This window comes from Pantoea endophytica, assembly GCF_002858935.1.
GTDB classification, from domain to species: domain Bacteria; phylum Pseudomonadota; class Gammaproteobacteria; order Enterobacterales; family Enterobacteriaceae; genus Pantoea; species Pantoea leporis.
Genome location: NZ_PJRT01000001.1, coordinates 119,359 through 140,778, shown reverse-complemented (window position 1 = coordinate 140,778; position 21,420 = coordinate 119,359). Strand labels below are relative to the sequence as shown.

Here is a 21,420-nt window from a genome sequence, read left to right as displayed (position 1 = left end):
GGCGGCTTTAGCGCGGTGGTCCCACCTGACCCCATGCCGAACTCAGAAGTGAAACGCCGTAGCGCCGATGGTAGTGTGGGGCCTCCCCATGCGAGAGTAGGGAACTGCCAGGCATCAAATAAGTGAAGAAGCCCCGGACGAAAGTCCGGGGCTTTTTTACGTCTGAATGTTAGCTAAAAACTGGCTATTTCAACGCTTTTTAAGCCACTGAACAATAAAATCGGCAACCTGCATTGGCTGATTAATATCCAATATGGGCAAATTCAGTTCCATATCCTCATCAGTAGCGACGGCAATCACATACTGATCCAGCAAATCCTTAATCTCACCTTTAACGCCACGCCGCCAAAGTGCAATTTTGGGGACCGGCTCATCTTTGAAGCCCTCGACCAGCACCAGATCCAACGTTGAGATATCCATCTGTGATGCTAATTGCATTAGGCTTAAAGGCTTATTAGGTGATTCAACCATCAATGCCCAGCGCTGATTACTGGCGACGATCACCTGATCCGCCCCAGCTTTACGCAGCAAATAACTGTCTTTCCCCGGCGTATCGATATCCATCTGATGATGTGTGTGCTTAATTAAGCCTGATCGAATCCCCTGAGTTTTGAGAAGTGGAATGACTTGCTCAAGCAAAGTGGTTTTTCCTGTCCCGCTCCATGCGGAAATCGCCAGTAAGCGCACACTCATAAATACTTTTCCTCATTCATGAGATCGTCTGGCGTATTGATATTGCGGAACGCAGATTCTGGGTCTGAAAACGCAATAGCATGCCCGCCATGCTCATGTAAGAACTGCATTAAACGTCGCTCGCCGCGCAGTAGCCAGGTTTCAAGATCATCAGCCAATGCGCAATTGACCAGCGCTAAGGCTGGATGATCACGCTGGGAGGATTTCACCCACACAGCGGGCGCATCATTACGCTGTTGCCACAGACGCGCGACAAAGTCATTGGGGATCCATGGCGTATCACAAGCGCAGAAAGCGACCCATTCGTTTTTACTGCTGCGTAAACCACTGAGCATGCCAGCCAGCGGTCCGGGATAATCGGGCAATGTATCGATAACCACCTGACAACCGCTTGCCTGATAGCGATCAATGTTACGGTTAGCGCTTATCAACACAATATTGACCTGCGGCCGGAATCGCCGCAAAACGTGCTGATAAAGGTGTTCACCCTGTAACATCAATAACCCCTTATCCTGGCCTCCCATACGACTGCCTTGGCCACCCGCGAGGATCACGCCGGTAAATGCTGTCATATTCGTCTCCTTGCTTCATTCTGGACGATACTTACTTAGCGGCAGCGTACCATCTGCATAAAGGAATCAATGATGAAATATCACCGACTCAATGAACTGCTCGAGCTTCTGCAACCCGCATGGCAGAAGGATGCCGATCTCAACTTGCTGGCATTTTTGCAAAAACTGGCGCAGGAATCTGGTTTCAGTGGCCCATTAAGTGAATTAACCGATGATGTATTGATTTACCATCTCAAAATGCGTGACACAGATAGCCAGAGTGCCATTCCCGGCCTGAAAAAGGATTATGAAGTGGACTTCAAGACCGCGCTATTACGTGCACGCGGTGTGATTAAGGATGATGAGTAATGTTATCCTTGCGCATTAATCGCAAAGGTAACACACAGGCAAAAAGATGAGCGAAGCCGCCTTTAATTTCCAGACGTTGAATCCCGATGTCATCCTTGATGCACTTTGGGATGCGGGTCTGCGTGTCGAATCAGGCTTAACCGCCCTCAATAGCTATGAAAACCGCGTCTATCAGTTCAGCGACGATGATAAACGCCGCTATGTGGCTAAGTTTTATCGTCCGCAGCGCTGGAGCGCACAACAGATCCTTGAAGAGCATCAGTTCACTCAGGATTTATTAGAGGATGAAGTGCCGGTTGCCGCGCCGCTCGTTCTGCAGGGCAGCACGTTGAATCATCATGCCGGCTTCATGTACGCGGTCTTCCCCAGTTTAGGCGGACGGCAGTATGAAACCGATAACGAGGATCAGATGGAATGGGTTGGCCGCTTTCTGGGGCGCATCCATCAAACCGCAAAGCAAAGCCTGTTTCAGCAGCGACCCACTTTCGGCCTTGAAGAGTATATTTTTCAACCGCGTCGGGAGCTGGAACAAAGCGCGTTAGTACCGGCTTCACTTAAAGACTTACTGCTTGCTGCCGTTGATAAGCTCAGCGCGACGCTGCAGCAGCGCTGGCATAGCCATTGGCAGCCGTTAAGGTTGCACGGCGATTGCCATCCCGGCAATATTCTGTGGCGTGAAGGCCCGATGTTTGTCGATCTTGATGATGCCCGTAACGGGCCAGCAGTGCAGGATTTATGGATGCTGGTTAATGGCGATCGACAGGAACAATTGATTCAATGGGACATTTTGCTGGAAGCCTATAATGAATTCGGTGATTTTGATTTACATGAATTGTCACTGATTGAACCTTTACGCGCTATGCGCATGGTTTATTATTTGGCCTGGGTAGTACGCCGCTGGCAGGATCCCGCTTTTCCGCGCGCCTTCCCCTGGATGACAGATGAGGATTTTTGGCGCCGGCAGATTGCATTATTTATCGAGCAGGAAAGGCTGTTACACGAACCGCCGTTGCAGCTTAGCCCGCAATATTAATGAAGTACTCAGGAGATTGTTTCACGATGAAAAAGATCATGTTTGCGCTGGTAGGTTTAATGCTGGCATTTGGCGCCTCGGCGGCACAGTTTAACGATGGTAAGCAGTTCGTTACGTTGCCAAAGCCAGTGGCGGGTGAGCCGCAGGTTCTGGAGTTCTTCTCCTTCTTCTGCCCACATTGCTACCAGTTCGAACGCGTTTATCACGTGAGCGAGGCAGTGAAAAAGAACCTGCCGGCGGACACGAAAGTGACCAAATACCACGTTGATTTCCTTGGTGGTCAATTCGGTCCGGTTGTCACTCAGGCATGGGCTGTTGCCATGGCGCTAGGCGTAGAAAGCAAAGTTACTGCACCGATTTTCGACGGTATTCAGAAAACCCAAACCGTTACCGATGCAGCAAGCCTGAAAGAGACTTTTATTAAAGCGGCGGGTATCTCTTCAGAAGATTACGATGCAGCGTGGAATAGCTTCGCAGTAAAAGCGCTGGTTGCGCAGCAGCAGAAAGCAGCAGCAGACGTCAATCTGCAAGGTGTGCCAGCGATCTTCGTTAACGGCAAATATATGGTTAACAACGGCGGCCTGGATACCAGCTCAATGGACAACTTCGTTGCTGATTACGCCAATGTAGTGAAGTTCCTGGTAGAAAAGAAGTAATTTAGTTTTTAGAACGCCGGTACTGCCGGCGTTTTTTATTGCCTTCATTCTCTTATTTGTGCGATGTATTTATTAACCCTTCGCTTAATATCCACATGGACGATCGTCTTTTCATTAGGGCGAGCAAGATCACAATAAGTATTTAACTTGCTGATATAAATGAATTTTTAATATTAAAGTAATTGCAATTAACGTAAATAACAATACGTTATGATTTTTACGCACAAACTTATCCACAGTTTGATCCTTGCGATCCGTGCCGCGTAACGACGAAAAAGATCCTGACTTCCCCGAGTGCATTCAACATTCTCCTCTGGTTGTGGCATCCTTATAGCCCTCATTATCGCAACGAAGAAAATACGAACCTATGGCGCAAATTGCAGAAAATCCCCTGATTCTGGTCGACGGCTCATCTTATCTGTACCGTGCATATCATGCCTTTCCGCCGCTAACGAACAGTGCAGGCGAGCCAACTGGCGCCATGTATGGTGTGCTCAACATGTTGAAAAGCCTGTTGATGCAGTATCAGCCAAGCCATGTGGCTGTGGTCTTCGATGCGAAAGGCAAAACCTTCCGCGATGAGCTTTTTGAACACTACAAATCGCACCGTCCGCCGATGCCAGACGATCTGCGTGCGCAGATTGAGCCGCTGCATGAAATGGTGAAGGCGATGGGCCTGCCGCTGTTGGCGGTATCTGGCGTTGAGGCGGATGACGTTATCGGTACGCTGGCGCTAGAGGCGGAAAAACTCGGCCGTCCGGTGTTGATCAGCACCGGCGATAAAGATATGGCGCAGTTAGTGACGCCTGCGATTACCTTGATCAACACCATGACGAATACCGTGCTCGGTCCGGAAGAGGTCGAGCAGAAATATGGCGTGCCGCCAGCACTGATTATCGATTTCCTCGCCATGATGGGCGACAGCTCCGATAACATTCCAGGCGTGCCGGGAGTCGGTGAGAAAACCGCGCAGGCGTTGCTGCAAGGCTTGGGCGGTATGCAGTCAATCTATGACAATCTCGATAAAGTGGCCGATCTCTCGTTCCGCGGTGCGAAAACCATGGCGGCGAAGCTGGAGCAAAATCGCGACGTCGCGTTCGTGTCTTATCAGCTGGCAACCATCAAAACCGACGTTGAGTTGGATCTGACCTGCGATCAGCTTGTCGTCAATGAACCTAATGTCGAAGCGCTGCAAACCTTGTTTAGCCGTTATGAATTTAAGCGCTGGATCACCGATTTGCAGGATGGTTCATGGCTGCAACAAGGTAAGAAGAGCAACGCGCAGGCTAAGAAACCGCAGCTCAGCGAACCTGCTGCGCCCGCTGCCCAAGCGACCAGCGTGCTCTCTGCGGATGGCTACGTCACTATCCTCGATGAAGCGACATTTGCCGCATGGCTCAAAAAGCTGAAAAGCGCCGAGCTCTTCGCTTTCGATCTTGAGACCGACTCGCTGGATACCTTAAGCGCCAATATTGTCGGCATTGGTTTTGCCGTCGCGCCGGGCGAAGCAGCTTATCTGCCGGTTGCCCATGATTATCTGGATGCGCCAGATCAGCTGGATCGCAGCGAAGTGCTGAAGCAGCTAAAACCGCTGCTGGAGGATGGTAACGCGGCGAAGGTTGGTCAGAACCTCAAATACGATCGCGGCGTGCTGAAGAATTACGACATTGAACTGAACGGCATCAAATTTGACACCATGCTGGAATCTTATTGCCTGAACAGCGTGGGCGGAAAACACGATATGGATAGTCTGGCCGCGCGCTGGCTAAACCATAAAACGGTGACTTTCGAAGAGATCGCGGGTAAAGGCAAAAATCAGCTCACATTTAATCAGATTGCTATCGAACAAGCGGGCCACTACGCGGCGGAAGATGCCGATGTCACGCTGCAATTGCATCTGAAAATGTGGGAGAAACTGGAGCCGGAAGCGGGGCCGAAACAGGTATTTGAAGAGATCGAAATGCCGTTGTTGAAGGTGATATCGCGGATTGAGCGCAACGGCGTGCTGATTGACCAGAATATCCTGGCCAAACACTCGCAGGAGCTGACCACGCGTGTGGCCGAGCTGGAGCTGAAAGCGCACGAGCTGGCAGGCGAACCGTTTAACCTCTCTTCACCTAAACAGCTGCAAACCATTTTGTTTGAAAAGCAGGGTATTAAACCGACCAAGAAAACGCCGGGCGGCGCGCCGTCGACCAGCGAAGAAGTGCTGGCTGAACTGGCTCTCGATTATCCACTGCCGAAAGTAATTCTGGAACATCGTGGTTTATCAAAGTTGAAATCGACTTACACCGATAAGCTGCCACTGATGATCAATCCGCTTACCGGCCGCGTACATACATCCTATCATCAGGCGGTAACGGCGACGGGACGACTCTCGTCTACCGATCCTAACCTGCAGAATATCCCGGTGCGCAACGAAGAAGGGCGCCGAATCCGCCAGGCGTTTGTCGCCGGATCGGGCAATCGTATTGTCGCCGCGGACTACTCACAGATTGAACTGCGTATCATGGCGCATCTGTCGCAAGACAAAGGCCTGCTGGATGCGTTTGCCCAGGGCGAAGATATCCACCGTGCCACCGCATCAGAAGTGTTTGGTGTGGCGTTAAGCAAAGTTTCAGGTGAGCAGCGTCGCAGTGCCAAGGCGATCAACTTTGGTCTGATCTACGGAATGAGCGCGTTTGGTCTTTCCCGCCAGCTCAATATCGGTGCGGGTGAGGCGAAGAAATACATGGATCTCTACTTTGAACGCTATCCGGGCGTGCTGCGTTATATGGAAGAGACGCGCGCGAAGGCAGCAGAGAAAGGCTATGTAGAAACGCTCGATGGTCGTCGTTTGTGGCTGCCTGATATCACCTCCAGCAATGCGATTCGTCGTAAAGCGGCGGAGCGAGCGGCGATTAATGCCCCAATGCAAGGCACGGCGGCAGACATCATCAAACGCGCGATGATTGCGGTGGATGGCTGGCTGTTGGAGCAAAAAGACGATGCCGTGCGCATGATTATGCAGGTACACGATGAACTGGTGTTTGAGATCCGCAGCGATGCAGTGGATAGCGCCATTAAGACCATCCGTGATCTGATGGAGAACAGCATTAAGCTGGATGTGCCGCTGCAGGTGGAAGTAGGCACCGGCGATAACTGGGATGAGGCACACTGATCATGCTGATTCAGCGGTATTTGCGTGCCGCTGGCATCATCATAAGAAAAAAGTTTACTTAATCGGTTCAGCAACCTCACAAAGCGGTCTATTAAATGCGCGTTTTGTAACTGCCTATCGGCTAAGCATTTTTTTAGTAATTAAACTACATCGAACGCGTGAAAGTGTGATGAGCTTAGTAAAAAAGATGTCGAATCCTGAAACTTAACAACAAAAAACCCTTTGTAGGGCGCTGAAAATCAGGTAGAGTTTGTCGCGTAGGGTACAGAGGTAAGATGTTCTATCTTTCAGACCTTTTACTTCACGTAATCGGATTTGGCTGAATATTTAGCCGCCCCAGTCATTTATGACTGGGGCGTTTTTTATTGGGCTTTTTCTCAAAAGCCGCAACAAAATCACTCTGCTGTTTCTTCGCCGTCGCCTTCTTGCGCTGGCTCTAGTTCGCTAAACCAGCTGTCCAGCTTCTTACGCACAATATCAACGCCCATCTTCTTCAGCGACGAGAACATTTCCACCTGCACATCACCGTTAAAGGCCAGCGACGCTTCGCGCACCATCGTCAGTTGTGCTTTACGTGCGCCGGATGCCAGTTTGTCGGCTTTGGTCAGTAAGACCAGCACGGGAATCTGGCTCTGCACGGCCCATTCAATCATGTTCTGATCGAGGTCTTTCAGCGGATGGCGAATATCCATCAATACCACCAGACCCTTCAGCGCCTGACGTTTTTGCAAATATTCCGCCAGCGAGCGCTGCCATTTGCGCTTCATCTCTTCCGGAACCTGGGCATAGCCATAACCGGGTAAATCGACCAGACATTTACCTTCAACCACTTCAAACAGGTTAATCAGCTGAGTACGACCTGGCGTTTTACTGGTACGGGCCAGACCTTTTTGGTTAGTGATGGTGTTCAGCGCGCTGGATTTGCCTGCATTTGAGCGCCCGGCAAAAGCAACTTCAATACCCACATCCGCCGGTAAGTGGCGAATATCGGGGGCGCTGAGCATGAAATGGGTCATGTGATAGTTCAAAGCAGACAAAGTGAAACTCCAGCAAAATGAATCGGGCAATTGGGCTGATTATACCTGTAATGGCGCAAAAGTGCCCGATAGCGTCCAAATGCGCCATTTTGTAAGAGATCTATGATTTTTACTGCCAGCGATTACCGCTTCATGGAATATTAACAATCCATTTAGATGTTATATTTCAATGATTTGAAATTATTATAGGAAATACCACTCTAAAATAGAGACAAGTCTCACTTGTTCATTTTACCTATTAGTCTACATTTGTTGTCAGTGCACGGCAGCACCCATCAGGATGATGAGCTCAGGAGTGTCGGGGATGACCAAGAGCATGGCGGGAAGCGATTCAGGCAGGAATCGAACAAGGACAGGGATTAATCGCAGGAGCGATGTGGCGATGGAGCAACCGGGACGTTGTGAGCCGTAAAGGATTTATTCAGTGTTTCCTTCATATGAAGGTGCGATAAAAGGCGATAGCATAGGCTATCGCCTTTTTTCTTTGCTTACTTTCTGCTAGATTTCGCCGCAATTCTATACTGAACTCACAAAGCACCGCCGAGACCGGACACCATGAAGCAACCTGCATCAGCCCCGCGTGGCAAACCTGCTGCGAAAGCCAAACGCAAATCGCGTGAAGACCTTAATCAAGAAGCGCGCGATCGCAAACGCGATAAAAAACATAGCGGCCATAAATCTGGCAGCCGCGCCAATCCTGAAACGCAAGCCGCTGGCAAAGGTCAGGGTAAAAAAGCTCAGGATCCACGCCTGGGCAGCAAAAAGCCGATCGCATTAGTTGCTGATGGTAAAACCCAGCCGGCAAAAAAGCCTGAAGCGAAACCAAAGCCAAAAGCAGAAAAAGTTCGCCTGACGCCGCAAGAAGAGCTGGCGAAGCTGGAAAATGACGAACGTCTGGATACGCTGCTGGATCGCCTGGAAAACGGTGAAACCTTGAGTGGCGAAGATCAGGCCTGGCTGGATCAAACCTTAGACCGCATCGATGAGCTGATGGAAACGCTGGGCATCGCGCTGGATGACGAAGCGGAAGATGAGCAGGCTGAAGAAGATATGATGCGCCTGCTAAAAGGTAATTAAGGCAAATTTTGATCGGCATGCGTTTTCGCGCATGCCGCGCTAAACAGGTATTCACCTATGTTTTGGCCTGGATCAATTTTCGCGCTGCTGCTGACATGTTATCTGCTCTGGTTATTGTTTAAACTACGCCGCCTGTCGCGTCTTAAGTCGCGTTTACGTCGGCGTTCAGCCCATCGCTTCGTCCACTCTTCAGCTACGCGACCCTCTCTCAGACGACGTCACCGTAAGGAGTGAGCATGTCATCGCAGCAGATTGATTGGGATCAGCGCCTCATCGAAAAATACAATTACGCTGGCCCACGTTATACCTCTTATCCCACCGCGCTCGAATTCAGTGAGAAATTTGGTGAGGCAGATTTTCAGCAAGCCGTGCAGCGCTATCCCGATCGTCCGTTATCGCTGTATGTGCACATCCCGTTTTGCCATCGGCTTTGTTATTTTTGTGGCTGCAATAAAATCGTGACGCGCCAGCTGCATAAAGCCGATCGCTACCTTGATGTGCTGGAGCAGGAAATCCGTCAACGTGCGCCCTTCTTTGCGGGCCGCTGCGTCACTCAATTGCACTGGGGTGGTGGCACGCCGACATTCCTCAACCAGCAGCAGGTGAGCCGGCTGGTGGCGCTGCTACGCGGGCATTTTACGATTGCCGATGACGTCGAAATGTCGATCGAGGTTGATCCACGTGAAATCGAACTGGAGATGATCGATCATCTGCGCGCGGAAGGTTTTAATCGCCTGAGCATGGGCGTGCAGGACTTTAATAAAGCGGTGCAGGAGCGCGTGAATCGCGTGCAGGATGAAGAAACCATCTTCGCTCTGGTGCAGCGTGCGCGTGAGCAAGGCTTCCGTTCGGTCAGCCTTGATCTGATTTATGGCTTACCGCTGCAAACGCCGGAAAGCTTCGCCTTTACTTTACAGCGCGTTATTGCACTCAATCCCGATCGCCTCAGCGTCTTCAATTATGCGCACATGCCTTCACTGTTCGCTGCGCAGCGTAAAATTAAAGATGAGGAGCTGCCAGGTGCAGCACAGAAACTGCAGATCCTGCAGGAAACCATCGCCACCTTAACCGGCGAAGGCTATCAGTTTATCGGAATGGATCACTTCGCGCGTCCGGATGATGAGCTGGCGGTGGCACAACGCGCTGGCGAACTGCATCGTAATTTTCAGGGTTACACCACACAGGGCGAAACCGATTTGCTCGGTTTGGGCGTGTCGGCCATCAGCATGCTGGGCGACAGCTATGCGCAAAATCACAAAGAGTTGAAAGCCTATTACGCAGATGTCGAGCAGCGCGGCAATGCGCTGTGGCGCGGGCTTACCTTGAGTAACGATGATTGTTTGCGCCGCGATGTGATTAAAGCCTTAATCTGTAATTTCGCACTGGATTTTGCCGCGGTAGAGGCGCAATACCCGGTTGAGTTTGAACACTATTTTGCCGAGGATTTAGCGCTGTTAGCGCCGCTGATGGCGGATGGATTGGTGGAGCAGCACGGTCGCAGCCTGCACGTTACCGGCGTTGGTCGGTTGCTGATTCGTAACATCTGTATGTGCTTCGATGTGTATATGCGCCAAAAGGTGCGCATGCAGCAATTCTCGCGAGTGATATAAAAAAACGGGGAGCCCATTCGCTCCCCGGTTTCAAAACGCAAAACGTGCGCGTTATTCCATTCCCAGCTCTTTCAACTTACGCGTCAGGGTATTTCGTCCCCAGCCGAGCAAGCGCGCCGCTTCCTGTTTGTGCCCTTGTGTATGACGCAGCGCGGTGGTGAGCAGCGTGCGCTCCATCTCCGGCTGTGCTTCCGACAACAGGTTTTGATGACCGGAACGCAAGGCGCGATCTGCCCACTGCGCCAGCAGCGTAGCCCAGCTGTCCGGCAACGATTGCACCGGATTGTCTGGCGTGCTGGATTCAAACAGTTCAGGCGGCAGATCCTGAATCAACACTTCCTGGCCAGCTGCCATCACCGTCAACCAGCGACAGGTATTTTCCAGCTGGCGCACGTTACCGGACCAATGCAGACGCGTCAGCGCGGTTTCGGTTTCGGGATGCAGAATCTTCGCTTCCACCCCTAACTCGCGTGCAGCAACCTGCAGGAAGTAACGCGCCAGGCGCGGAATATCTTCACGTCGTTCACGCAGCGGCGGCAGATGAACGCGGATCACGTTAAGACGATGGAACAAGTCTTCACGAAATTTGCCTTCCTGCACGCGCAGCTCAAGATTCTGGTGGGTTGCCGCGATGATACGCACATCCACTTTCACCGGCGCATAGCCGCCAACGCGATAAAACTGGCCATCGGCCAATACGCGCAATAAGCGGGTTTGCACATCAAGCGGCATATCACCAATTTCATCAAGGAACAGCGTGCCGCCATCGGCCTGCTCAAAACGTCCCTGACGAATCTGGTTGGCACCGGTGAACGCGCCTTTCTCGTGACCAAATAGCTCTGATTCAATCAAATCTTTGGGAATCGCTGCCATGTTCAGCGCGATAAAAGGAGATTTCGCGCGTGGACTGTGGCGATGCAGCGCATGTGCCACCAACTCTTTACCGGTACCGGATTCACCATTGATCAGCACGCTAATTGAGGAGCGTGAAAGACGACCAATGATGCGGAACACATCCTGCATTGCCGGCGCTTCGCCGATAATGTCGGTGGTTGGGCCGCTGACGGGCTGATTACGCGGCTGCTGCTGCTCCTGATAATGGCTTATCGCACGTTCAACCAGCGCGACCGCTTCATCAATATCAAATGGCTTTGGCAGGTAATCAAACGCACCTTGCTGATAAGCGCTGACGGCTGCATCCAGATCGGAGTGCGCGGTCATAATGATCACCGGAAGCATCGGATGGCGCTGCTTAATCTGTTTCAGCAGCGCAAGTCCATCCATGCCAGGCATACGAATGTCTGACAATAATACGTCTGGGGTTTTGCTTGCGAGCGCGTCCAATACCTCGTTAGCGCTGTCAAAGGTTGCACAGCTCAAACCGGCTCCAGTGAGTGCCCTTTCAAGCACCCAGCGGATGGAGCTATCGTCATCGACGATCCAGACTATCCCTCGTTGCATAGAAACCTCACTGGCGAATAGGCAGGTAAACCGAGAATTCGGTGTGACCTGGCCAACTGTTAAATTCTATTTTTCCTGAATGCTGATCGATCAGGCTACGGGCGATGGACAGACCTAAACCGGTGCCGCCTTCGCGTCCGCTAACCATCGGATAGAACAGGGTATCTTGTAGCTGGGCCGGAATGCCTGGGCCGTCATCTTCAATATCAATACGCGCGACTAAGCGGTAACGCGTGCCGTGCAGCGTGAGCTGGAAGGCGGTACGCGTACGAATCACAATGGTGCCGCCTTCATCGCCCAATGCCTGCAGCGCGTTTCGCACCACATTCAACAGCACTTGTTCAATCTGGTCGGGATCGTGCGGCAGTTCCGGCAGGCTTGGGTCGTAATCGCGCACCAGCGAAACGTTATCCGGCAGCTCCATCGACACCAGATTCACCACGCGTTCGGCAACCTGATGAATACTTTGCGTTACGTGCAAGCCCGGCTGTTGCGGGCCAAGCAGACGATCAACCAGATTACGCAGGCGGTCGGCTTGCTCAATGATGATGCGCGTATATTCATGCAGGGAAGGATCGGGTAACGCGCGAGTCAGTAGCTGCGCGGCGCCGCGTAATCCTCCCAGCGGGTTTTTAATCTCATGCGCCAGACCGCGCACTAAATCGCGGGCAGCGACCTGCTGAGCATGCTGAATTTGTTCCTGGCTAAGACGACGTTGATTATCCATCGGCGCCATTTCCAGCAGAATAAAGCCATCCGGTAAGCGCTGTGCCGTGAGCGACATAATGTGCGCGCGGCCATCAACCACCAGAGTGACTTCGCTATCGGTAAAGCCCTGGCCAGCTCCGAGACTCTCGCTCATCACCTCAATATTCAGCGAAAAATAGCCGGTTAATTCCGGTAATGGCGTGCCGAACAATTTACGTGAGCTTTGCGCCAGTAATTGCTGAGCCGCCGGATTGGCGTAATGGATAACTAAATCGTTATCGACCAGCAAAATACTGTTGATCAGGGAGTTGAGAATCTGCCCCGCGTCGGGCAGCGTGCCAGTTGCCATACAGCGTTCCTCTGCACTAATTTAGTGCATTATAGCCATTCAGGACGGAAATCTGTGCTTCGAACCATGAATGCGCGGAGAAAAAAGCCCATCCGGAGATGGGCTAAAGTTTCCACGGCAATTAAAAATCTTTCAGGCTGTTCACGTAGCAAAAAGAGTGCGTGAACAGGGAGCTGAAATTTTTAAATTAAACGCTGTAGTACAGTTCGAACTCAACTGGGTGCGGAGTCATACGCACGCGGTCAACTTCTGGCTTACGCAGTTCGATGTACGCATCGATAGCGTCATCAGTGAACACGCCGCCACGGGTCAGGAACTCGCGGTCTTCGTTCAGTGCGTTCAGCGCTTCTTCCAGAGAACCTGCAACTTTTGGAATCTCAGCTTCTTCTTCCGGTGGCAGGTCATACAGGTTTTTGTCCATCGCATCGCCAGGGTGGATCTTGTTGATAACACCATCAAGACCGGCCATCAGCAGCGCGGTGAATGCCAGGTATGGGTTAGCCGCTGGATCCGGGAAGCGTGCTTCGATACGACGTGCTTTCGGGCTGGCAACCACTGGGATACGGATAGAAGCAGAACGGTTACGGGCAGAGTAAGCCAGCATAACTGGCGCTTCGTAGCCTGGGACCAGACGCTTGTAGGAGTTGGTGGTTGGGTTCGCCAGGGCGTTGATCGCTTTAGCGTGCTTGATGATACCGCCGATGTAGAACAGAGCAGTTTCAGACAGGCCGCCGTACTTGTCGCCAGAGAACAGGTTCACGCCGCCTTTTGACAGAGACATGTGGCAGTGCATACCAGAACCGTTATCGCCGAACATTGGCTTAGGCATAAAGGTTGCCGTTTTGCCGTACGCGTGAGCAACGTTGTGCACCACGTATTTGTAGATCTGAATTTCGTCAGCTTTTTTGGTCATGGTGTTGAAGCGGGTTGCCACTTCGTTCTGACCAGCTGTGGCTACTTCGTGGTGATGTGCTTCAACCACCAGACCCATCTGCTCCATGGTCAGACACATGGCAGAACGGATGTCCTGTGCTGAGTCAACCGGTGGCACTGGGAAGTACCCGCCTTTCAGACCTGGACGGTGACCTTTGTTACCGCCTTCGTACTCTTTACCGGTGTTCCAGGCTGCTTCGATATCGTCGATAGCCACGTGTGAACCTGAAGTAGAAGAACCGAAACGGATGTCATCGAACAGGAAGAACTCTGGCTCTGGTCCAAACAGCACGGTATCCGCGATGCCTGAAGAACGCAGGAACTCTTCTGCACGCTTAGCAATGGAGCGTGGGTCACGGTCGTAGCCCTGCAGTGTGCCTGGCTCAAGGATGTCGCAACGGATGATCAGGGTCGAGTCTTCGAAGAACGGATCCATGACTGCAGTAGTTGCATCCGGCATCAGCACCATGTCTGATTCGTTAATGCCTTTCCAGCCACCGATGGAGGAGCCATCGAACATTTTGCCTTCTTCGAAGAAGTCAGCGTTAACCTGGTGAGCAGGGATAGTAACGTGCTGTTCTTTACCTTTGGTATCGGTAAAACGCAGGTCAACAAACTTAACTTCATGCTCGTTCATCATCGAGAGAACGTGTTCAGCGGACATACTCAACTCTCCTGGAAATGGTCATTATCGTCATGGTGAGAGAACTTCGTTGCCGGGAATGTGTCACGACTGCTGACCACTCCTAACTAAAGATCTCGGCAAGCTCTTTCAACCGTTTTATAACTGTCGTTTTCGCTTAAAATATATAAAGCGAATTCTGTGCCAACTTTATGACAATGGCGAAAATGGCGCTACAATGCGCCCTTTCGTGAGTCGAAGGCTGCACCAGGATGGATTGCATGCATCGTTATGGTGCACCACAGGTGAAGTTAAGCACCAATTTGGTGCAAATTACTATCGCAGTGCAGATTAATGCACCGTAAACGGTGCTAAAAACCAGCGCTACAAGAAACTTTCGGCGAAATCTGTGATCATGTTCAGTCTTCCGCTTAATCCGTGTACAATACCGCGTTATTTCTATAATGCCTGAGGCAAAGCTGTGATCGAAAATTTGCGTAACATCGCCATCATCGCGCACGTTGACCATGGTAAGACCACCCTGGTTGACAAGCTGCTCCAACAGTCCGGTACTTTTGATGCTCGTACCGAAGCGACTGAGCGCGTAATGGACTCCAACGATTTGGAGAAAGAGCGTGGGATTACCATCCTCGCAAAAAACACCGCCATCAAATGGAATGACTACCGTATCAACATCGTTGATACCCCAGGACACGCCGACTTCGGTGGTGAAGTGGAGCGCGTCATGTCCATGGTGGATTCGGTGCTGCTGGTTGTAGATGCGATGGATGGCCCTATGCCGCAAACCCGCTTCGTAACCAAGAAAGCATTTGCTCATGGTTTGAAGCCGATTGTGGTTATCAACAAAGTTGACCGTCCGGGCGCGCGTCCTGATTGGGTTGTTGATCAGGTATTTGACCTGTTCGTTAACCTGGATGCGACTGACGAGCAGCTGGACTTCCCGATTATCTTCGCTTCGGCACTGAACGGTATCGCGGGTCTGGAACACACCGACATGGCTGACGACATGACCCCGCTGTATCAGGCGATCGTTGACCACGTTTCTCCACCTCAGGTTGAAGTTGAAGCGCCACTGCAGATGCAGATCTCGCAGCTGGACTACAACAACTATCTGGGCGTGATCGGCATCGGCCGCATCAAGCGCGGTACCGTGAAGCCGAACCAGCAGGTCACTATCATTGATAGCGAAGGCAAAACCCGTAACGGTAAAGTCGGTAAAGTGCTGGGCCACTTGGGTCTGGAACGTATCGAAAGTACCCTGGCAGAAGCGGGCGACATCATCGCGATCACCGGTCTGGGCGAGCTGAACATCTCTGACACCATCTGCGACACGCAGAATGTGGAAGCGCTGCCAGCCCTGAGCGTTGATGAGCCAACCGTTACCATGTTCTTCAACGTGAACACCTCACCGTTCTGCGGTAAAGAAGGTAAGTTCGTGACCTCGCGCCAGATTCTGGAGCGTTTGAACAAAGAGCTGGTACACAACGTGGCACTGCGCGTTGAAGAAACCGAAGATTCGGATGCGTTCCGCGTTTCCGGTCGTGGTGAGCTGCACTTGTCGGTTCTGATCGAAAACATGCGTCGTGAAGGTTTCGAGCTGGCGGTATCCCGTCCGAAAGTTATCTTCCGCGAGCACGAAGGCCGTAAGCAGGAGCCATTCGAAAACGTGACCCTCGACATCGAAGAAACCCATCAGGGTTCTGTGATGCAAGCGATGGGTGAGCGTAAAGGCGATCTGAAAAACATGGATCCAGATGGTAAAGGCCGTGTACGTCTCGATTACATGATCCCAAGCCGTGGTCTGATCGGCTTCCGTAACGAATTCATGACCATGACTTCAGGTACCGGTCTGCTGTACTCCACCTTCAGCCACTATGACGATGTTCGTCCGGGCGAAGTGGGCCAGCGTCAGAACGGCGTGCTGATCTCTAACGGTCAGGGTAAAGCGGTAGCGTTCGCCCTGTTCGGTCTGCAGGATCGCGGCAAGCTGTTCCTCGGTCACGGTGCGGAAGTGTATGAAGGCCAGATCATTGGTATTCACAGCCGTTCTAACGACCTGACAGTAAACTGCCTGACCGGTAAGAAACTGACCAACATGCGTGCGTCAGGTACTGACGAAGCCACCACTCTGGTTCCACCGCAGAAAATGACGCTGGAACAGGCTATCGAGTTCATCGATGATGACGAACTGGTAGAAGTGACTCCGCTGTCAGTCCGTATTCGTAAACGTCATCTGACCGAGAACGATCGTAAACGTTCTTCTCGCGGCAGCAAAGAGTAAGCGAAACAGTCTGATATTGAGCCCCGCACCCGCGGGGCTTTTTTATGCCTGCAACCCGCTGCAACGCTCGCTTAATGAAGTTTGCCTCCGCTTCCAGATTACTGATTTCCCGCCCCTCGTCCCTGTTCAGCTCCCACTTTTGCCGCTAAAGTGAATGATCCAGGGAACGAAAAGGAGAGTCGTCATGCTGTACATCTTTGATTTAGGCAATGTGATTGTTGATATCGATTTCAATCGTGTGCTCGGCGTCTGGAGCGACTTAGGGCGCGTGCCGTTATCCACGCTACAAAGTCGTTTCCGCATGGATGAGGCTTTTGAGAAACACGAACGTGGCGAAATCAGCGATCCAGAATTTGCTGCGCGCATTTGCGACCAGCTGGATATCGCGTTGAGCTATCCGCAATTCACCGCTGGCTGGCAGGCGGTCTTTGTCGGCGTGCGTCCGGAAACGTTGGCGATCATGAACAAGCTGCGTGCCAATGGCGAGCGCGTGGTGATCCTGTCCAATACCAATCAGCTGCACTTCGAGTTCTGGCCAACCCAATATCCCGATGTTCAACAGGCGGCCGATCATCTTTATATGTCGCAGGATATCGGCATGCGTAAGCCGGAAGCGCGCATCTACAACTATGTGCTGCAGCACGAAGGTTATCAGGCCGATCAGGCGGTATTTTTCGATGATAATCAGGCCAATATCGACGCTGCGCGCGCACTCGGCATTGAAAGCGTGCTGGTGGTTGATGAGAAAACTGTGCCGGACTGGTTTGCGGGTCGTCTCTGAGTGCTGAACCATCGACATCTGCGCCACTCGGCGCATGCCTTTTATTTGTGGGTAAAACTGCTGTGGCGACGCGTTGACGATGACAACATGACGACGCAGGCGGGTAATCTCGCCTACGTCTCATTGCTGGCATTGGTGCCGCTGATTGCCGTGGTGTTCGCTCTGTTTGCTGCTTTTCCGATGTTCTCGGACATCAGCGTGCAGTTGAAGAACTTCATCTTTACCAACTTCATTCCGGCAACGGGCGACGTGATTCAGCGTTATCTTGATCAGTTTGTCGCCAACGTCAATAAGATGACGGCGGTCGGCATTGTGGGGTTGATCGTCACCGCGCTGCTGCTGATGCATTCGGTGGACAGCGCGTTGAACGCCATCTGGCGCAGCGATAAACCGCGTCCAATGGTCTACTCCTTTGCTGTTTACTGGATGATCTTAACGCTGGGCCCGCTGCTGGCCGGCGCAAGTTTAGCGCTCAGCTCCTATCTGCTGTCGCTGCGCTGGGTAAACGTCACGGGCGTCACCAGCTTGATCGATCATCTGCTGCGCATATTCCCGCTGTGCCTCTCGATCCTCGCTTTCTGGCTGCTGTATAGCATTGTGCCGACGCGGCGCGTGCCGACGCGTGATGCACTGATCGGCGCCATTGTTGCCGGATTGCTGTTCGAGCTGGGTAAAAAAGGCTTTGCGCTCTATGTTACGATGTTCCCTTCATATCAGTTAATTTACGGCGTTCTGGCGGTCATCCCCATTCTGTTCCTATGGGTCTATTGGTCGTGGTGTATTGTGTTGTTAGGCGCGGAAATCACCGTCACGCTGGATGACTATCGCCAGCTAAAACAGCAGGAACGCGAAAAAGAACGTGAGGAAACATGATTGCTTTGATTCAGCGCGTCAGCCGCGCCAGTGTCAGCGTTGACGACGCGACAGTGGGCGAAATTGGCGCCGGCTTGCTGGTGTTATTGGGTGTGGAAAAGGGCGACGATGAACAAAAAGCGCAGCGATTAACCGAGCGCGTGCTGGGCTACCGCATCTTTGCGGATGAGAATGACAAAATGAATCTTAATGTGCAGCAGGCAGGTGGCAGCGTGCTGGTGGTGTCGCAATTCACTCTCGCCGCAGATACCAATAAAGGTATGCGTCCCTCTTTTTCTGGCGGCGCAGAACCGGCGGAAGCCGAGCGCCTCTATGAATACTTTAGCGATTGCTGCCGAGCACAGGGCGTGGCCACCGCAAACGGGCGCTTCGCCGCCAATATGCAGGTTTCGTTGGTAAACGATGGTCCGGTGACCTTCTGGTTACAGGTGTGAGGGTTTCAGCCGAGCGGCAAGGACTTAGCCACGCAAGCTTCGAACGAGAGAATCACTTTATGTATCATCTTCGCGTACCGCAAACGGCGGAAGAACTGGATATGTATTACCAGTTCCGCTGGGAAATGTTACGAAAGCCGCTGCGTCAGCCGCAGGGTTCTGAGCGTGATGCCTGGGATGCGCTGGCGCATCATCAAATGGTGGTGGATGAGCAAGGCAAACCGGTGGCAATCGGCCGTCTGTACATCAATGCCGAGAACGAAGCCGCGATTCGCTTCCTTGCCGTGCATCCTTCGGTGCAGGGGAAAGGTCTTGGCACGCTGGTGGCAATGACGCTGGAATCGGTCGCGCGTCAGGAAGGGGCAAAACGCGTCACCTGTAGCGCGCGTGAAGACGCCGTCGAATTCTTTGCCAAGCTCGGCTACGTCAATCAGGGCGAAATCACCGCGCCGCAAACCACGCCGGTGCGTCACTTCCTGATGATTAAACCGGTCGTGACGCTCGACGATATTCTGCATCGCGCCGACTGGTGCGGACAGCTGCAACAAGCCTGGTACGAGCACATTCCGCTGAGTGAAAAAATGGGCGTGCGCATTCTGCAATATACCGGGCAGAAATTCGTTACCACCATGCCCGAAGCGGGCAACCAGAATCCCCATCACACCCTATTTGCGGGCAGCTTGTTCTCGCTAGCCACGCTCACCGGTTGGGGTTTAATTTGGCTGCTGCTGCGCGAGCGCCATCTCGGTGGCACCATTATTCTGGCGGATGCGCATATTCGCTACAGCAAACCGATCAGCGGCCGTCCGGGCGCGATTGCCGATCTCGGCTCGCTCAGCGGCGATCTTGATCGTCTGGCGCGTGGCCGCAAAGCGCGCGTGCAGATGGAAGTGGAGCTGTTCGGGGATGATGAGCTGGGCGCGGTATTCGAAGGTGTGTATATCGTGCTGCCCGCCGATTCTGACGGAGCACTGGAAGAGGGCGGCTCCGGCGCCCGTATCGATTAGTCCTGCAATTTTTTTACCTAATGTAGCGGCGCAATTAATGTGCGCCGCTACAGAATTATTGCACTTGCCCGCCCCGCATCGTTTGCTGTACAGCTTGGGCATCGGTGGTTACCGACAACGTGCCATCCACGCTGGGGCGCAGCGGCGCGCTGGCGTTCAGCGAACCTTTCAGCTGCAGCTGTAAATTACTGTTACCGCTCAACTGCAGCGTTGGCCAACCCCAATTGCCCAGCACGTTTGCCGGCACAGCCTGGCCTTTCAGATTCAGCGTCAACGGACGTTGCGCGTCCTGCCCAACCGTTGCTGATCCTTCCAGTAAACCGCTGCCGTTAAAGGCGCTCAATTCTGTTACCTGAATCTGTTGATCGTTGGCATTCAGCGCAATGGACGGATGACGCAGATCGGTACGATTGAAGGTGGCTTCGGCCGCGTTGAAGCTGGCTTTACCGGACCAGATTCCCCACTGATGTTGACGCGCCAGTAGCAGATTATTCGCGCTGCCATCCAGTGACGTCATCTGGAACGGGAACGCCGGATTGATATCAATAATCAGGTTACGGTTGGCGGTAGCGCGGGTTATTAGCACGCTATCCAGCCAGTCCGGTAAGGTTTGCTGCCAGCGTTCACGCCAGTTTTGCGGCAAAGTATATTCCAGCCCGGCGATCGCCAGTTCATCCAGCGTCAGACGTTTGTCGCTGCGCGTCCAGTTGCCACTGGCGCGCACCACGCCATTCACCCAGCGCGAACTGAACTGCGTCAGCGCGATGCCCTGCGCCGAGAGATCGGCATTGACGATAGGATCGTTGAGCTCAAAGCCACCGTTAATAAAATTCCCGGCATTCATGGAGAGAGAACCGCCATCGCTTTCCCAATCATCGCCGCGCAGGGTGACATTTTTCAGGGTTAAATCGAGATCGGTCACCGCCCAGTCAGGTCCTTGCAGGCGTGCATCGGTCATATCCAGACGGTTGATGCTCACAGAAGGCACAGCGCGCAGCGGATTGAGGAAGTCGCTCAGGCTTTGATGGGTTTGCAGGCGGATATCGTTGAGGCGCAGTTGGTCGATCTTCCAGTTACCCAGCGCATCGCGCTCGGCGTTGCCGGTCATCGAACCGCGCGCCAGATCGGCGCCGATATTGCTCAGCACCAGACGACGTTGCTTGATACTGCCCTGCAGCAGCACGTTGTTACCCGGTACGCCATCCAGCGTCAGGGTGCCAGCGCTAATCTGGAACTGCGCATCGCTGCCCAGCACGTCGTTAGGCAGCGGTTTCCACGGCAGAAGACCACCATTCACGCGCTGAGCGGTCATCGGCAATGTGCTGTGAGGATTCTCAATACGCACATTATTCAGCTGCAGGCGATTGGCCTGAATCGGCAGCGTGGTATCGGGCGCTTGATTGGCGAGATTGATTTCACCGTCGCGCACTTCGATGCTGTTGAAGTGCAGTGGATCGCTGAACTGAACCAGCGCAAGGCCAAGATCAACGCGTTTCGCCACTAACACGGCGGGTTGACCATCATGGCCAAAGCTGAAGTCATCGAGAATGATATGCGAAGGGGAGGAGAAGTCGTGCTCAATCTTGCTGAGAGAGAGATGCCAGGCGGTTTTATCGCTTACCCAGCGGCTAAACCAACCTGCGCCCCATTGTGTTTGTAGCAACACATACAGCACTACCAGCGCCAGCAGAATTAGCAGCAGTAAGGTAAGGAAAAACTTGCCTAAAAATTTCATCGCACTCATCCATCCCGATATTTATCCGG

19 protein-coding genes and 1 rRNA gene are annotated in these 21,420 nt (G+C 52.6%); 13 read left to right on the top strand and 7 right to left on the bottom strand.

What is annotated here, in order from left to right; all coding sequences use genetic code 11:
* A 5S ribosomal RNA gene (gene rrf / locus PZBJ_RS00660) occupies positions 1 to 113 on the top strand; the annotation flags it as partial.
* A gap of 76 nt (positions 114 to 189) precedes the next feature.
* On the opposite strand, the gene mobB is transcribed toward rrf, so the two are convergent.
* The gene (gene mobB, locus PZBJ_RS00655) at positions 190 to 693 is read right to left on the bottom strand and encodes a molybdopterin-guanine dinucleotide biosynthesis protein MobB (protein WP_101760727.1); all 504 of its coding nucleotides are present in this window, start codon (positions 691 to 693) and stop codon (positions 190 to 192) included.
* Complete coding sequence (mobA, locus tag PZBJ_RS00650; RefSeq protein WP_101760726.1) at positions 690 to 1,265, bottom strand: molybdenum cofactor guanylyltransferase MobA; 576 nt, start codon at positions 1,263 to 1,265, stop codon at positions 690 to 692. The genes mobB and mobA overlap by 4 nt, the downstream gene beginning before the upstream one ends.
* Before the next feature lie 72 nt (positions 1,266 to 1,337).
* On the opposite strand from mobA, the gene PZBJ_RS00645 reads away from it, so the two are divergent.
* The 5 genes from PZBJ_RS00645 to spfP all read left to right on the top strand — a co-directional run bounded on the left by PZBJ_RS00645 (position 1,338) and on the right by spfP (position 6,785).
* Positions 1,338 to 1,613: a YihD family protein gene (locus PZBJ_RS00645; protein WP_101760725.1), complete on the top strand. Its 276-nt coding sequence runs from the start codon at positions 1,338 to 1,340 to the stop codon at positions 1,611 to 1,613.
* A 46-nt stretch (positions 1,614 to 1,659) separates the two neighbouring features.
* Entirely contained in the window at positions 1,660 to 2,646 is a 987-nt protein-coding gene (locus PZBJ_RS00640; RefSeq protein WP_101760724.1) for a serine/threonine protein kinase, read from the top strand.
* A 26-nt stretch (positions 2,647 to 2,672) separates the two neighbouring features.
* Positions 2,673 to 3,302: a thiol:disulfide interchange protein DsbA gene (gene dsbA / locus PZBJ_RS00635; protein WP_101760723.1), complete on the top strand. Its 630-nt coding sequence runs from the start codon at positions 2,673 to 2,675 to the stop codon at positions 3,300 to 3,302.
* Between the two features lie 367 nt (positions 3,303 to 3,669).
* On the top strand, positions 3,670 to 6,462 hold the full coding sequence (gene polA, locus PZBJ_RS00630; protein WP_101760722.1) for a DNA polymerase I: 2,793 nt from the start codon (positions 3,670 to 3,672) through the stop codon (positions 6,460 to 6,462).
* 275 nt (positions 6,463 to 6,737) lie between these two features.
* Positions 6,738 to 6,785: a small protein SpfP gene (spfP, locus tag PZBJ_RS24535; RefSeq protein WP_071892919.1), complete on the top strand. Its 48-nt coding sequence runs from the start codon at positions 6,738 to 6,740 to the stop codon at positions 6,783 to 6,785.
* Between the two features lie 72 nt (positions 6,786 to 6,857).
* Here spfP and yihA read toward each other — a convergent pair whose 3' ends face one another.
* Positions 6,858 to 7,499 (bottom strand): ribosome biogenesis GTP-binding protein YihA/YsxC, encoded by a 642-nt coding sequence (yihA, locus tag PZBJ_RS00625; protein WP_101760721.1) that lies wholly within the window; start codon positions 7,497 to 7,499, stop codon positions 6,858 to 6,860.
* A gap of 555 nt (positions 7,500 to 8,054) precedes the next feature.
* Here yihA and yihI point away from each other — a divergent pair.
* Entirely contained in the window at positions 8,055 to 8,576 is a 522-nt protein-coding gene (gene yihI, locus PZBJ_RS00620; RefSeq protein WP_101760720.1) for a Der GTPase-activating protein YihI, read from the top strand.
* 236 nt (positions 8,577 to 8,812) lie between these two features.
* A complete protein-coding gene (hemN, locus tag PZBJ_RS00615; protein WP_101760719.1) occupies positions 8,813 to 10,186 on the top strand; it encodes an oxygen-independent coproporphyrinogen III oxidase in 1,374 nt (457 codons plus the stop codon).
* 51 nt (positions 10,187 to 10,237) lie between these two features.
* On the opposite strand, the gene glnG is transcribed toward hemN, so the two are convergent.
* From glnG to glnA, 3 genes are all read right to left on the bottom strand, one after another.
* Positions 10,238 to 11,647, bottom strand: coding sequence for a nitrogen regulation protein NR(I) (glnG, locus tag PZBJ_RS00610; protein ID WP_008109800.1), 1,410 nt, complete (start codon positions 11,645 to 11,647; stop codon positions 10,238 to 10,240).
* A 7-nt stretch (positions 11,648 to 11,654) separates the two neighbouring features.
* The gene (gene glnL, locus PZBJ_RS00605; RefSeq protein ID WP_008109798.1) at positions 11,655 to 12,704 is read right to left on the bottom strand and encodes a nitrogen regulation protein NR(II); all 1,050 of its coding nucleotides are present in this window, start codon (positions 12,702 to 12,704) and stop codon (positions 11,655 to 11,657) included.
* A gap of 187 nt (positions 12,705 to 12,891) precedes the next feature.
* A complete protein-coding gene (gene glnA / locus PZBJ_RS00600) occupies positions 12,892 to 14,301 on the bottom strand; it encodes a glutamate--ammonia ligase (RefSeq protein ID WP_007885243.1) in 1,410 nt (469 codons plus the stop codon).
* 439 nt (positions 14,302 to 14,740) lie between these two features.
* On the opposite strand from glnA, the gene typA reads away from it, so the two are divergent.
* From typA to fabY, 5 genes are all read left to right on the top strand, one after another.
* Positions 14,741 to 16,561 (top strand): ribosome-dependent GTPase TypA, encoded by a 1,821-nt coding sequence (typA, locus tag PZBJ_RS00595; protein ID WP_008109794.1) that lies wholly within the window; start codon positions 14,741 to 14,743, stop codon positions 16,559 to 16,561.
* A gap of 184 nt (positions 16,562 to 16,745) precedes the next feature.
* A complete protein-coding gene (gene yihX, locus PZBJ_RS00590) occupies positions 16,746 to 17,342 on the top strand; it encodes a glucose-1-phosphatase (protein ID WP_101760718.1) in 597 nt (198 codons plus the stop codon).
* Positions 17,343 to 18,215: a virulence factor BrkB family protein gene (locus PZBJ_RS00585; protein ID WP_101760717.1), complete on the top strand. Its 873-nt coding sequence runs from the start codon at positions 17,343 to 17,345 to the stop codon at positions 18,213 to 18,215. It abuts the gene before it with no gap.
* The gene (gene dtd, locus PZBJ_RS00580; protein ID WP_101760716.1) at positions 18,212 to 18,649 is read left to right on the top strand and encodes a D-aminoacyl-tRNA deacylase; all 438 of its coding nucleotides are present in this window, start codon (positions 18,212 to 18,214) and stop codon (positions 18,647 to 18,649) included. The genes PZBJ_RS00585 and dtd overlap by 4 nt, the downstream gene beginning before the upstream one ends.
* Positions 18,650 to 18,708: 59 nt before the next feature.
* Positions 18,709 to 19,656, top strand: coding sequence for a fatty acid biosynthesis protein FabY (gene fabY, locus PZBJ_RS00575; RefSeq protein WP_101760715.1), 948 nt, complete (start codon positions 18,709 to 18,711; stop codon positions 19,654 to 19,656).
* A 55-nt stretch (positions 19,657 to 19,711) separates the two neighbouring features.
* Here fabY and PZBJ_RS00570 read toward each other — a convergent pair whose 3' ends face one another.
* Positions 19,712 to 21,391 carry an AsmA family protein gene (locus PZBJ_RS00570; protein ID WP_101760714.1) on the bottom strand — a complete coding sequence of 560 codons (1,680 nt, stop codon included), beginning with the start codon at positions 21,389 to 21,391 and terminating at the stop codon, positions 19,712 to 19,714.
* Between the last annotated feature and the right edge of the window lie 29 nt (positions 21,392 to 21,420).

Excerpts from the sequence above, each read along its gene's own strand:
- dsbA (WP_101760723.1), top strand. The coding sequence starts at position 2,673 with ATGAAAAAGATCATGTTTGCGCTGGTAGGTTTAATGCTGGCATTTGGC.
- PZBJ_RS00640 (WP_101760724.1), top strand. The coding sequence starts at position 1,660 with ATGAGCGAAGCCGCCTTTAATTTCCAGACGTTGAATCCCGATGTCATC.
- PZBJ_RS00645 (WP_101760725.1), top strand. The coding sequence starts at position 1,338 with ATGAAATATCACCGACTCAATGAACTGCTCGAGCTTCTGCAACCCGCA.
- fabY (WP_101760715.1), top strand. The coding sequence starts at position 18,709 with ATGTATCATCTTCGCGTACCGCAAACGGCGGAAGAACTGGATATGTAT.
- polA (WP_101760722.1), top strand. The coding sequence starts at position 3,670 with ATGGCGCAAATTGCAGAAAATCCCCTGATTCTGGTCGACGGCTCATCT.
- glnL (WP_008109798.1), bottom strand. The coding sequence starts at position 12,704 with ATGGCAACTGGCACGCTGCCCGACGCGGGGCAGATTCTCAACTCCCTG.
- yihX (WP_101760718.1), top strand. The coding sequence starts at position 16,746 with ATGCTGTACATCTTTGATTTAGGCAATGTGATTGTTGATATCGATTTC.
- dtd (WP_101760716.1), top strand. The coding sequence starts at position 18,212 with ATGATTGCTTTGATTCAGCGCGTCAGCCGCGCCAGTGTCAGCGTTGAC.
- yihI (WP_101760720.1), top strand. The coding sequence starts at position 8,055 with ATGAAGCAACCTGCATCAGCCCCGCGTGGCAAACCTGCTGCGAAAGCC.
- glnG (WP_008109800.1), bottom strand. The coding sequence starts at position 11,647 with ATGCAACGAGGGATAGTCTGGATCGTCGATGACGATAGCTCCATCCGC.
- hemN (WP_101760719.1), top strand. The coding sequence starts at position 8,813 with ATGTCATCGCAGCAGATTGATTGGGATCAGCGCCTCATCGAAAAATAC.
- PZBJ_RS00570 (WP_101760714.1), bottom strand. The coding sequence starts at position 21,391 with ATGAAATTTTTAGGCAAGTTTTTCCTTACCTTACTGCTGCTAATTCTG.
- mobA (WP_101760726.1), bottom strand. The coding sequence starts at position 1,265 with ATGACAGCATTTACCGGCGTGATCCTCGCGGGTGGCCAAGGCAGTCGT.
- glnA (WP_007885243.1), bottom strand. The coding sequence starts at position 14,301 with ATGTCCGCTGAACACGTTCTCTCGATGATGAACGAGCATGAAGTTAAG.
- mobB (WP_101760727.1), bottom strand. The coding sequence starts at position 693 with ATGAGTGTGCGCTTACTGGCGATTTCCGCATGGAGCGGGACAGGAAAA.